The organism is Pseudomonas sp. EMN2, assembly GCF_009650555.1.
GTDB classification, from domain to species: domain Bacteria; phylum Pseudomonadota; class Gammaproteobacteria; order Pseudomonadales; family Pseudomonadaceae; genus Aquipseudomonas; species Aquipseudomonas sichuanensis.
Genome location: NZ_VZZR01000030.1, coordinates 56,920 through 69,458, shown reverse-complemented (window position 1 = coordinate 69,458; position 12,539 = coordinate 56,920). Strand labels below are relative to the sequence as shown.

The 12,539-nt window shown below is 61.2% G+C and carries 11 protein-coding genes; 1 reads left to right on the top strand and 10 read right to left on the bottom strand.

What is annotated here, in order from left to right; translation table 11 throughout:
- Nucleotides 1-170: 170 nt before the first annotated feature.
- The 7 genes from lpdA to sdhC all read right to left on the bottom strand — a co-directional run bounded on the left by lpdA (nt 171) and on the right by sdhC (nt 9,288).
- Nucleotides 171-1,607, bottom strand: coding sequence for a dihydrolipoyl dehydrogenase (gene lpdA, locus F6X61_RS10585; RefSeq protein WP_012273351.1), 1,437 nt, complete (start codon nt 1,605-1,607; stop codon nt 171-173).
- A 96-nt stretch (nt 1,608-1,703) separates the two neighbouring features.
- On the bottom strand, nt 1,704-2,927 hold the full coding sequence (odhB, locus tag F6X61_RS10580) for a 2-oxoglutarate dehydrogenase complex dihydrolipoyllysine-residue succinyltransferase (protein ID WP_153786595.1): 1,224 nt from the start codon (nt 2,925-2,927) through the stop codon (nt 1,704-1,706).
- Nucleotides 2,928-2,969: 42 nt separating this feature from the next.
- On the bottom strand, nt 2,970-5,801 hold the full coding sequence (locus tag F6X61_RS10575; RefSeq protein ID WP_153786594.1) for a 2-oxoglutarate dehydrogenase E1 component: 2,832 nt from the start codon (nt 5,799-5,801) through the stop codon (nt 2,970-2,972).
- A gap of 246 nt (nt 5,802-6,047) precedes the next feature.
- Nucleotides 6,048-6,752 (bottom strand): succinate dehydrogenase iron-sulfur subunit, encoded by a 705-nt coding sequence (locus tag F6X61_RS10570; RefSeq protein ID WP_008091906.1) that lies wholly within the window; start codon nt 6,750-6,752, stop codon nt 6,048-6,050.
- Between the two features lie 11 nt (nt 6,753-6,763).
- A complete protein-coding gene (gene sdhA / locus F6X61_RS10565; protein WP_110993992.1) occupies nt 6,764-8,536 on the bottom strand; it encodes a succinate dehydrogenase flavoprotein subunit in 1,773 nt (590 codons plus the stop codon).
- Between the two features lie 3 nt (nt 8,537-8,539).
- Nucleotides 8,540-8,908 (bottom strand): succinate dehydrogenase, hydrophobic membrane anchor protein, encoded by a 369-nt coding sequence (sdhD, locus tag F6X61_RS10560; RefSeq protein ID WP_110993993.1) that lies wholly within the window; start codon nt 8,906-8,908, stop codon nt 8,540-8,542.
- Nucleotides 8,902-9,288 (bottom strand): succinate dehydrogenase, cytochrome b556 subunit, encoded by a 387-nt coding sequence (gene sdhC / locus F6X61_RS10555; protein ID WP_110993994.1) that lies wholly within the window; start codon nt 9,286-9,288, stop codon nt 8,902-8,904. Before sdhC ends, sdhD begins: the two co-directional genes overlap by 7 nt.
- A 351-nt stretch (nt 9,289-9,639) precedes the next feature.
- Between sdhC and gltA the strand changes: the two genes are divergently transcribed.
- A complete protein-coding gene (gltA, locus tag F6X61_RS10550) occupies nt 9,640-10,929 on the top strand; it encodes a citrate synthase (protein ID WP_110993995.1) in 1,290 nt (429 codons plus the stop codon).
- A 76-nt stretch (nt 10,930-11,005) separates the two neighbouring features.
- Here gltA and F6X61_RS10545 read toward each other — a convergent pair whose 3' ends face one another.
- The 3 genes from F6X61_RS10545 to F6X61_RS10535 form a co-directional block, all read right to left on the bottom strand.
- Nucleotides 11,006-11,611: an START domain-containing protein gene (locus F6X61_RS10545; RefSeq protein ID WP_153786593.1), complete on the bottom strand. Its 606-nt coding sequence runs from the start codon at nt 11,609-11,611 to the stop codon at nt 11,006-11,008.
- Between the two features lie 33 nt (nt 11,612-11,644).
- The gene (locus tag F6X61_RS10540) at nt 11,645-11,899 is read right to left on the bottom strand and encodes a YkgJ family cysteine cluster protein (protein ID WP_153786592.1); all 255 of its coding nucleotides are present in this window, start codon (nt 11,897-11,899) and stop codon (nt 11,645-11,647) included.
- Between the two features lie 107 nt (nt 11,900-12,006).
- A complete protein-coding gene (locus F6X61_RS10535) occupies nt 12,007-12,501 on the bottom strand; it encodes a hypothetical protein (RefSeq protein ID WP_153786591.1) in 495 nt (164 codons plus the stop codon).
- Between the last annotated feature and the right edge of the window lie 38 nt (nt 12,502-12,539).

The following is a 12,539-nucleotide window of genomic DNA, read 5'->3' as shown; positions in this document are numbered from 1 at the left end:
TTTTTACCGTCTTCGTTAGGTACTGCGCTTCGGCGCTGCGCCATTACTGGCGCCGCACCACCTGTGACCGTTGACCCCGGGTTTTCCCGTGTGATCCGGTCCGGCGGACGTTCCGCGGTGAGTCTTGCACGCAAGACCCACGACGGGCAGCCCGCCGTGGTTTCTTATAATTAACGCTTCTTACGGTTGGCGACGTGAATGGCACCGCCATTCACTGCCAGCGCTGCTTCATGCAGCGCTTCGGACAGGGTTGGATGGCTGAAGACCATCATGCCCAGATCCTCGGCACTGGTGCCGAATTCCATTGCGATCGCGCCCTGCTGAACCAGCTCGGCAGCGGACGGGCCGATCACGTGCACACCCAGTACGCGGTCGGTCTTGGCATCGGCGATGACCTTGACGAAACCACCGGTGTCGTTGGCTGCCATCGCACGGCCGCTGGCCGCGAACGGGAAGGTGCCCACGTTAACCTCAACGCCTTCGGCTTTCAACGCCTGTTCGGTCTTGCCGACCCACGCGATTTCCGGGTGGGTGTAGATAACCGACGGGATCAGGTCGTAGTTCATCTGGGCTTTGTGGCCCTTGATGCGCTCGACGACCATGATGCCCTCTTCCGAGGCCTTGTGGGCCAGCATCATGCCGCGAACCACGTCACCGATGGCGAACACGCCCGGTACGCTGGTGGCGCAGTGATCGTCGACGAAGATGTAGCCACGTTCGTCGATGGTCACGCCGCTGTCGGCGGCCAGCAGGTCGGTGGTCACAGGGCGACGGCCGACCGCGACGATCAGCTTGTCGAAGGTGATCTTCTGCTCGCCTTCGGCGTTGGTGTAGGTCACTTCGACTTCGTTGCCGTTGACTTTCGAGCCGGTGACGCGAGCGCCCAGCTTGATGTCCAGGCCTTGCTTGGTCAGGGTCTTCTGGGCTTCTTTCGACACGGCGGTGTCGGCAGCCATCAGGAAGGTGTCCAGGGCTTCCAGCACGGTGACTTCAGCACCCAGGCGAGCCCAGACCGAGCCCAGCTCCAGGCCGATTACGCCGGCACCGATAACGCCCAGGCGCTTCGGAACGGTCTGGAATTCCAGGGCGCCGGTGGAGTCGACGATGACGTTCTGGTCGACCGGAGCCGGCGGAATGTCGATCGGACGCGAGCCGGAAGCCAGGATCACGTTCTCGGCTTCGATGACTTCGGTGGTGCCGTCAGCCTTGGTGACTTCGACTTTTTTGCCAGCCAGCAGTTTGCCGTGGCCCTGGATCGAAGTAACGCCGTTGGCCTTGAACAGGGTGGCAACACCGCCGGTCAGGTTCTTGACGATACCGGCCTTGCGGCCAACCATCGCGGCAACGTCCATCTTCACTTCGCCAGTGGAGATACCGTGGACGTTGAAGCTTTCTTTGGCTTCCTTGTACTTCCAGGAGCTGTCCAGCAGCGCCTTGGAAGGAATGCAACCTACGTTCAGGCAGGTGCCGCCCAGGGCCAGCTTGCCCTCGGCGTCGGTGTACTTCTCGATACAGGCAGTCTTCAGACCGAGTTGGGCAGCCTTGATGGCGGCAACATAGCCGCCAGGACCTGCACCAATCACCACTACGTCGAATTTCTGGGTCATAAAAGATTCCTTTTTAGCTTCAAGCGGCAAGCTGCAAGCTGCAAGACCCGCAGGCTTCTACTTGAAGCTTGCGGCTTGCGGCTTGCAGCTGCGCGATTAGATGTCCAGCAGCAGGCGAGACGGATCTTCCAGCAGGTTCTTGATGGTCACCAGGAAGGTTACCGCTTCCTTGCCGTCGATCAGGCGGTGATCGTAGGACAGCGCCAGGTACATCATCGGGCGGATTACCACCTGGCCGTTGACGGCCATCGGACGCTGGATGATGTTGTGCATGCCGAGAATGGCAGCCTGCGGCGGGTTGACGATCGGAGTCGACATCATCGAGCCGAAGGTACCACCGTTGGTGATGGTGAAGGTACCGCCGGTCATCTCTTCGATCGACAGTTTGCCGTCACGGGCTTTCTTGCCGAAGGTGGCGATGCCGTTCTCGATTTCTGCCAGGCTCATCGACTCGGCGTTACGCAGAACCGGAACCACCAGACCGCGGTCGCTGGAGACGGCAACGCCGACGTCAGCAAAGCCGTGGTAGACGATGTCGTTGCCGTCGATCGAGGCGTTGACTGCCGGGAAGCGCTTCAGCGCTTCGGTAGCGGCCTTGACGAAGAACGACATGAAGCCCAGGCGTACGCCGTTGTGGGTCTTCTCGAACAGGTCCTTGTACTTCGAACGCAGGGCCATGACTTCGGTCATGTCGACTTCGTTGAAGGTGGTCAGCATGGCCATGTTCGACTGGGCTTCGACCAGACGCTCGGCGATCTTGGCGCGCAGGCGGGTCATCGGCACGCGCTTCTCGGTGCGGTCACCAGCGGCAACCACGACAGCGGCGGCAGCGGCAGCAGGCTTGGCAGCCGGAGCGGCGGCAGGTGCCGACTTCTTGTTGGCAACGGCAGCAACCACATCTTCCTTGGTGATGCGGCCGCCTTTGCCGGTGCCGGCAACGGTAGCCAGGTCGATGCCGTTCTCTTCAGCCAGCTTGCGCGCGGCTGGAGCGGCGACCGGGTCGTCTTCGCCAGCGTCGGCGGCAGCGGCAGCCGGAGCGGCAGCCGGGGCAGCGGCGGCGGCAGGTGCAGCGGCAGCAGCGCCGCCTTCAACGATCGAACCCAGCACTTCGTCGGACAGGACGGTGTCGCCCTCGCCCTTGACGATGGCGCCCAGCACGCCGTCGGCGGTGGCCAGCACTTCCAGGACGACCTTGTCGGTCTCGATGTCGACGATCAGCTCGTCACGCTTGACGGCGTCGCCCGGCTGCTTGTGCCAGGTGGCAACGGTGCCATCGGCAACCGATTCCGGGAAGGTTGGGGCTTTGATCTCGATAGCCATTATCTGTGTTTCCTTAAATTCGGTTTCAGGTGCGCGAAGGCGTTAGACAGTGAAGGCGTCTTGCAGCAGTTTTTCCTGCTGTTCGGCGTGCTTCGAAGCGTAACCACAGGCTGGCGCGGCAGAAGCGTCGCGGCCGGCGTATTCCAGGACCAGTGCCTTGTTGTGGCGGCCCAGGATACGGCGCATGTGGTGCTGGCTGCTGTACCAGGCGCCCTGGTTCATCGGCTCTTCCTGACACCACACTGCATGCTTGAGGTTGGTGTAAGGCGCGAGGATTTCGATCAGGTCGTCCTCAGGGAACGGATACAGCTGCTCGATACGCACGATGGCGATGTCTTCGCGGCCTTCGGCACGGCGTTTTTCCAGCAGGTCGTAGTAGACCTTGCCGCTGCACAGGATCAGGCGTTCGACCTTGGCCGGATCGAGGCTGTCGATTTCCGGGATCACGGTCTGGAACGAGCCTTCTGCCAGGTCTTCCAAGGTCGAGATGGCCAGCTTGTGGCGCAGCAGCGACTTCGGCGTCAGGACGATCAGCGGCTTGCGCAGCGGACGGATGACCTGGCGACGCAGCAGGTGGTAGATCTGTGCCGGGGTGGTCGGTACGCAGACCTGGATGTTGTGCTCGGCGCACAGCTGCAGGTAACGCTCCAGACGCGCGGAGGAGTGCTCCGGGCCCTGCCCTTCATAACCGTGTGGCAGCAGCATGGTCAGACCGCACAGGCGGCCCCACTTGTGCTCACCGCTGGTGATGAACTGGTCGATCACCACTTGCGCACCGTTGGCGAAGTCGCCGAACTGGGCCTCCCAGATCACCAGCGCGTTCGGCGTGGTGGTCGAGTAGCCGTATTCGAAGGCCAGTACTGCTTCTTCCGAGAGGAAGGAGTCGTACAGCTCGAACTTCGGCTGGCCCGGGAACAGGTTCTGCAGCGGTACGTAGGTGCTGGCGTCCTTCTGGTTGTGCAGCACCGCGTGACGGTGCGAGAAGGTGCCACGGCCGATGTCCTGGCCGGTCATGCGGATCGGGTGACCTTCGAACTGCAGGGTGGCGTAGGCCATGGTCTCTGCATAACCCCAGTTGATCGGCAAGCCACCGGCCTGCATCTTCTGACGGTCTTCGTAGATCTTCGATACCTGACGCTGGACGACGAAGCCTTCCGGCAGCTCGAGCAGCTTGGCCGACAGATCCTGCAGGGTCTTGAGGTCGAATCGGGTGTCGTGACGCGCGGTCCAGGCATGGCCCAGGTATGGGCGCCAGTCGACGAACAGCTCGCGGTTCGGCTCCTTGACCAGGCTCTTGACCACGTGCAGGCCGTTGTCCAGGGCGTTGCGGTATTCGTCGATCTTGGCCTGAGCACGCTCGGCGTCGATACGGCCGGCGCTGATCAGCTGATCGGCATACAGCTCGCGGGTGGTGCGCTGCTTGGTGATCTGCTGGTACATCAGCGGCTGGGTGCCGTTCGGCTCGTCAGCCTCGTTGTGGCCGCGACGACGGTAGCAGACCAGGTCGATGACCACGTCACGCTTGAACTGCATGCGGTAGTCAATGGCCAGCTGGGTCACGAACAGCACGGCTTCCGGGTCATCACCGTTCACGTGCAGGATCGGCGCCTGGATCATCTTGGCGACGTCGGTGCAGTACTCGGTGGAACGCGAGTCCAGCGGGTTGCTGATGGTGAAACCAACCTGGTTGTTGATCACGATGTGCACGGTACCGCCGGTCTTGAAACCGCGGGTCTGCGACATCTGGAAGGTTTCCAGCACCACGCCTTGGCCGGCGAATGCGGCGTCACCGTGAATCGAGATCGGCAGCACCTTGTCACCGACCGTGTCATTGCGACGGTCCTGACGGGCACGCACCGAACCTTCCACCACTGGCGAGACGATTTCCAGGTGGGAAGGGTTGAACGCCATGGCCAGGTGAACTTCGCCACCCGGGGTCATCACGTTGGAGGAGAAGCCCTGGTGATACTTCACGTCACCGGAGCCCAGCTCGTTCATCTTCTTGCCTTCGAACTCGTCGAACAGCTCGCGCGGGTTCTTGCCGAAGGTGTTGACGAGCACGTTCAGGCGGCCACGGTGGGCCATGCCGATCACGACTTCCTTGGTGCCGTACGAGCCGGAACGCTGGATCATCTCGTCGAGCATCGGGATCAGGCTTTCGCCGCCTTCCAGGCCGAAGCGCTTGGTGCCTGGGTACTTGGTGCCCAGGTACTTCTCCAGGCCCTCACCGGCCGTGACGCGCTCGAGCAGGTGTGCCTGCACGTCGGCGGAGAATTCTGGACGGCCACGCACGCTTTCCAGACGCTGCTGGAACCAGCTGCGCTGCTCGGAATCGACGATGTGGGTGAACTCGGCGCCAATGGTGCGACAATATGTCTTCTGCAGCGCTTCGAAGATTTCGCGTAGGCTCGCTTCCTCTTTGCCGAAGAACAGGTCGCCGGCACGGAAGGTCGTATCAAGATCGGCATTGGTCAAGCCGTAGTGATTGATCGACAGGTCTACGGGCGCAGGACGCTGCCACAACCCCAACGGGTCGAGCTTGGCAGCCTGATGGCCGCGCATACGATAGGCCTGGATCAGTCGCAGCACTTCAACCTGCTTCTTCTCGTGTTCTGAGCTCACGCTCCCGGCGGAAACCGGTTGGGCGCGGCGCTGGTTCTTTGCCAGCAATACGAAATGGTCGCGGATTGTCGAGTGCGATACATCGGTAGCGGTGCTGCCGTCGGCGGGCAACTTCTGGAAGTAAGTGCGCCACTCTTCTGGCACAGCGTTAGGGTCGTGCAGGTAGAGCTCATAAAGCTCTTCCACATATGCAGCGTTACCACCTGAAAGGTGGGCGCTATCCCACATGCGCTGCATCACGCTTTCTTGCATGCTTGGTCACCCTCGGTTAGGGGACTGATCGGCGAGAGCCACAGCAAACCTGGAAAAGTCCGAACACAGCGACTGAACCACGCCACTTGGATCTTGCTGATTTTCCGGGTACCAGCCCGGAAAGCCCCTGCTGGTCTCATATCTTCATAGGTAATGGGCGCGGGCTTTGTGGGCCCTTGCCCGAGTTTTACCTCAGTGCGGGCTCACCACCCGCACCTCGGCTTACTGCTGGTACAACGCTTTGAATCAGGTGCCGCTTTGCAGCAGCATGTTACGTACGTGGCCGATTGCCTTGGTCGGGTTCAGACCCTTCGGGCAAACGTTCACGCAGTTCATGATCCCGCGGCAGCGGAATACGCTGAACGGGTCATCCAGGGACGCCAGGCGCTCCTGAGTCTTGGTGTCGCGGCTGTCGGCCAGGAAACGGTAGGCCTGCAGCAGTGCGGCGGGGCCCAGGAACTTGTCCGGGTTCCACCAGAACGATGGGCAGGAGGTCGAGCAGCAGGCGCACAGGATGCACTCGTACAGACCGTCCAGCTTGTCACGCTCTTCCGGCGACTGCAGACGCTCGATGGCCGGAGCCGGGGTGTCGTTCTGCAGGAATGGCTTCACCTTCTCGTACTGCTTGTAGAAGATGCTCATATCGACCACCAGGTCACGAATGACCGGCAGGCCTGGCAGCGGACGCAGGACCAGCTTGTTGCCCTTGACCACGCCCGACAGCGGGGTGATGCAGGCCAGGCCGTTCTTGCCGTTCATGTTCATGCCATCGGAACCGCACACGCCTTCACGGCAGGAGCGACGGTACGAGAAGCCCTCGTCCTTTTCCTTGATCAGTGCCAGCACGTCCAGAACCATCAGGTCCTTGCCGCCGGTATCGACGTCGAACGACTCCATCTTGGGTGCCGAGTCGGTGTCGGGGTTGTAGCGGTAAACTTCGACTTTCAACATAGCAGCCACCCTTAGTAAGTCCGGATTTTTGGCTCGAAGGCCGGAACGGTCTTCGGCGCAAAGTTGACGCCACGCTTGGCAACGCGCTTCTCACCCGGGTAGTACAGGGTGTGGCACAGCCAGTTTTCGTCGTCACGGTCTTCGAAGTCTTCACGGGCGTGCGCGCCGCGGGACTCTTTACGGGCTTCGGCCGCAATGGCGGTAGCTTCGGCAACTTCCAGCAGGTTCTGCAGCTCCAGCGCTTCGATACGCGCGGTGTTGAAGGCCTGGGACTTGTCGTTGATCTTGACGTTGGCGATGCGGTCACGCAGACCGGCCAACTGCTCGATACCCTTCTGCATGTATTCGCCGGTACGGAATACACCGAAGTAGTTCTGCATGCAGCTCTGCAGCTCGCGCTTCAGGCTGGCAACGTCTTCACCGGTGGTGCGCTCGTTGAGCTTGCTCAGGCGGTTCAGGGCAACGTCGACGTCGGTGTCGCTGGCGTCACGGTACTCGACACCATCGCTCAGGGCTTTTTCCAGGTGCAGGCCGGCAGCACGGCCGAACACCACCAGGTCGAGCAGCGAGTTGCCGCCCAGGCGGTTGGCACCGTGAACCGATACGCACGCCACTTCGCCTACGGCGAACAGGCCTGGAATGATGTGGTCCTTGCCTTCGGCGTCCATGGTGATGGCCTGACCATGAATGTTGGTGGCAACACCACCCATCATGTAGTGGCAGGTCGGGATGACCGGCACCGGCGCGACCACTGGGTCGACGTGGGCGAAGGTCTTGGACAGCTCGCAGATACCAGGCAGGCGGCTGTGCAGCACTTCCTCACCCAGGTGGTCCAGCTTCAGCAGTACGTGGTCCTTGTTCGGGCCCACGCCGTTGCCGGCGATGATCTCTTTGACCATGGAACGGGCAACCACGTCGCGGCCAGCCAGGTCCTTCGCGTTCGGCGCGTAACGCTCCATGAAGCGCTCGCCGTGGGCGTTGATCAGGTAGCCACCTTCACCACGGCAGCCTTCGGTAACCAGTACACCGGCGCCGGCAATACCGGTCGGGTGGAACTGCCACATCTCGATGTCCTGCACCGGCACACCGGCACGCAGGGCCATGCCGATACCGTCGCCGGTGTTGATCAGGGCGTTGGTGGTGGAGGCGTAGATACGGCCCGCACCGCCAGTGGCCAGCACGGTGGCCTTGGACTTGATGTACATGGTTTCGCCGGTTTCGATGCAGATCGCGATCACACCGACGAATGCGCCGTCCTGGTTCTTCACCAGGTCTACGGCGTAGTACTCATTAAGGAAGGTGGTGCCTGCCTTCAGGTTGCCCTGGTACAGGGTGTGCAGCAGCGCGTGACCGGTACGGTCGGAAGCTGCGCAGGTACGGGCGGCCTGGCCACCCTTACCGAAGTCCTTGGACTGGCCACCGAACGGACGCTGATAGATGCGGCCGGTTTCGGTACGCGAGAACGGCAGACCCATGTGGTCCAGTTCGAAGACCGCAGCCGGGCCTTCCTGACACATGTATTCGATCGCGTCCTGGTCACCGATGTAGTCGGAGCCCTTGACGGTGTCGTACATGTGCCAGCGCCAGTCGTCGTTCGGGTCGGCCGAAGCGATGGCGCAGGTGATGCCGCCCTGGGCGGAAACGGTGTGCGAACGGGTCGGGAACACCTTGGTGACTACGGCAGTCTTGTGGCCGCCTTGAGCCAGTTGCAGCGCTGCGCGCATGCCTGCGCCGCCGCCACCGATGATGATGGCGTCGAACGAAATGGTTGGAATGTTAGCCATGAATCAGATACCCCAGAGAATCTGCACACCCCAGACGAAGTACGCGAACATCGCAACGCCGCATACAGCCTGGAACAGGAAACGGATCGCAGTCGCCGACTTGCCGAACGCCATCGGCGTCAGGTAGTCGGTGGCAATGGTCCACATGCCGACCCAGGCGTGAGCGCCCAGAGCGACGAGTGCCAGCAGACTGAAGATGCGCATCGCGTTGTTGGTGAACAGACCGTGCCACTGGGCATAGTCGATCCCTGGGTGAACGGCGAGGTAGCCGATCAGGAAGATGAAATAAGCCGCGAGAACGACCGCCGAGACGCGCTGCGCCATCCAGTCGTAGAGGCCCGAACGCGAGAGGTTCGTGACGTTAGTTACCATACCCAAACTCCTGCCAGAACGATCAGCACCACGGAGATGACGATCACGATTTTCGAGCCCAGCTTGCCGCCTTCCAGCGTCTCACCGACACCCATGTCCATGATCAGGTGGCGCACACCTGCGACGAGGTGGTACAGCAGGCCGGACAGCAGGCCCCAGGTCACCAGTTTGGCCAGCGGACTGGTCAGACACGCCTTCACCTCGGCAAAGCCTTCCTCGGAACCCAGCGAATTGCCCAATGCGTACAGCATGATGGCAATGCCGAGGAACAGGATGACGCCGGAAATACGGTGAAGAATGGACGTGTATGCGGTGATCGGGAGTTTGATGGTCCTTAGGTCTAGGTTTACAGGTCGTTGGCTTTTCACGGCTTTTTTCACACTGAAGAGCCCCTAGCGAACAGGGCAAAGTTGTTGGTAAGTGTACTGGTCAGGTACCCACCACCCAGGAGAGCACGACACCCAGCAGGGCAGGCTTGAAAGCCTCTGGGAGTCGGCTGCCGAGTATAGACAGTTAGGCTGCTTATGACAACGCAAGGGACTCGCCCGAATAGCGCATTGCCTTTAGTGAACAAAAGGCGTAAACGGGCGAGAATTTCGTGAAAAATCAGGCCTCAGAGGGCGTTTCAACCAGCCTTTAGGCAAATTGACATTCGAATTTATCCCTCTATAGTGGTGCGGGCCCTGCGTGGGGGGTCTGTCTGATGATTTCAAGCATTAATAGGAGGCCACATGGCTGACAAAAAAGCGCAGTTGGTCATCGAGGGCAATGCCCCCGTCGAGCTGCCCATTTTAACCGGCACCGTTGGTCCTGATGTTATCGACGTCCGCGGGTTGGGGGCATCCGGCCACTTCACCTTCGACCCCGGCTTCATGGCGACCGCTTCGTGCGAGTCGAAGATCACCTACATCGATGGTGACAAGGGCGTGCTGCTGCACCGCGGCTACCCGATCGAGCAACTGGCCGAACAATCGGACTACCTCGAAACCTGCTACCTGCTGCTCAACGGCGAACTGCCGAATGCCGAGCAGAAGGCCCAGTTCGTCAGCACCGTCAAGAACCACACCATGGTTCACGAACAGCTGAAGTCGTTCTTCAACGGCTTCCGTCGCGACGCCCACCCGATGGCGGTGATGTGCGGCGTGGTCGGCGCCCTGTCGGCGTTCTATCACGACTCGCTGGACATCAATAACCCGCAACACCGCGAAATCTCCGCGGTGCGCCTGGTCGCCAAGATGCCGACCCTGGCCGCGATGGTTTACAAGTACTCCATGGGCCAGCCCATGATGTACCCGCGCAACGACCTGTCGTACGCGGAAAACTTCCTGCACATGATGTTCAACACGCCGTGCGAGATCAAACCGATCAGCCCGACGCTGGCCAAGGCCATGGACCGGATCTTCATCCTCCACGCCGACCACGAGCAGAACGCCTCCACCTCCACCGTGCGCCTGGCAGGCTCCTCGGGTGCCAACCCGTTCGCCTGTATCGCTGCCGGCATCGCCGCACTGTGGGGCCCGGCCCACGGCGGTGCGAACGAAGCCGTACTGACCATGCTCGATGAAATTGGCGATGTCTCGAACATCGACAAGTACATCGCCAAGGCCAAGGACAAGAACGATCCGTTCAAGCTCATGGGCTTCGGTCACCGCGTGTACAAGAACCGCGACCCGCGCGCCACCGTGATGAAGAAGACCTGCGACGAAGTCCTCAGCGAACTCGGCATCAAGAACGATCCGCAACTCGAACTGGCCATGCGCCTGGAAGAGATTGCCCTGACCGATCCGTACTTCGTCGAGCGCTCGCTGTACCCGAACGTGGACTTCTACTCGGGCATCATCCTCAAGGCCATCGGCATCCCGACCAGCATGTTCACCGTGATCTTCGCCCTGGCACGTACCGTGGGCTGGATCTCGCACTGGAAGGAAATGCTCTCCAGCCCGTACAAGATTGGCCGCCCGCGCCAGCTGTACACCGGCTACGAGAAGCGCGACATCGTCGAGCTGAAGGACCGCAAGTAAGCCTTCCGAGCCGAACGCAAAAAAGGCCGCCCCTCGGGGCGGCCTTTTTCGTTGCGATTCAGCGGTACACAGGCGCTCAGGGCTTCTCGGCCCTTTCGCGCAGCCCTTTGAGGGTATTGAACGGCGCATCCACCACGAACTTGTTGGCCAGCCACGACGGCACGCTGCCACCTGGCTCGGTGTGCACCTGGTAGGTCACTTCGGTACTGTCACCCTTGGGCACCAGCTTCCAGAAACCTTGCACCTGGGCAACACGCACATAGCCGCTTTCTTCCGGCAGGTACTTGGGCTGCTCTTCGAGGGTGCGAGTCAAGCTGCCGTCGCTCCCCTGGACCGTGGTGATATGCAATACCGAGTCACGCGGAGTCACCGGCCACGGCGTATTGAACTGGGTGTAGGTCCAGCTCTGGTCACCTTCATGCTTGAGCAGTTTCTGCGATTTGCACTCATGCACCCAGGCACAGGCCCCGGCCACGTCCTCCTGCAGCGCCCTGACCTTGGCCAGCGGTGCCTTGATCAGCGTTACACCACGGTAAGCCTTGTACTTTGAGCCCGGCACTTCGCTCAGCGACACCTTGATGCCGTCCTCGTCCTTGGCCACCTGCCAGCTTTCAGCCCAGGCTGCCGGCGCCAACAGCACACTCAGGCCACACAACACAGCAACACGCTTGAACGATCTCATTATCTTGTTCCTTGTTGTAGAAGATCCGCACAGTCACGCCGCCGTCATTTGCTCCAGCCAACCAATGATGCGAATGGCTTCGTCACGATCACTGCCGCAGACATCCACCTCTGCCTTGAAGCCACCACACACCTTCGGCCGTTCGGGCTTGCCGAACAGGGCACAAAGGTTGTCGGCGGACAGGTGCAGGCAGCGCTCGCCAGCCGGCTTGCCTTGCGGCATGCCCGGGATGGCTGAACTGATGGACGGGGCGATGCAGCAGGCACCGCAGCCCTCACGGCATTTCATGACAACAGGACTCCCAGGAGCAAAGCGGGACGAACATCCCTGGATACTAACCGCTCAAACATACGTTTGAAATTGCCGAGCCGATGAAATCACCAGTGACCCGGCAGTCAGTTGCGGAATTCGAATTCGATGGCCGCGCCCTCTACATCGCGACGGCTGTCGTTGCGCAGCTGCAGCTGCATTTCATTGCTGATCAGCCGGCCATTGAGCTGGAACGGGCTGTCATCGGTGACCGGTTTTCCGCTGAACATGGAAGGCAGCAATGGCTTGCGGGGCGACGGCGCATCGCCAATGTCCGGCTTGAGGTGCTTGACCATGTCGGTCGGCAGACTGAGGTCAAGCTTCGCGGCGGGCACAGGTTGACTGGCCACCTTGCTCACGCCCTTGCTGCGAGTGACAGACTTCTGCTTGGGCTTGGGCTTGACCGCCGACTTGGCTGGCGCTTTGGCAGCAGGTTTCGCCGCCTCCTTGCTCACCGGCTTGGCAGCCTTGCCCTGCTGTACCTGCTCCTTGGCCGGCGGCTGCGCGGCGTGCGCCAAGCCCCCCGAATACCAGGGTAAGGATAAGGACAGAATCAGTGCCAGAGGGCGAAGCGCGTTCATGAATACCGGGAGCAGGCTGGGAAAACGCGTATGCTCCC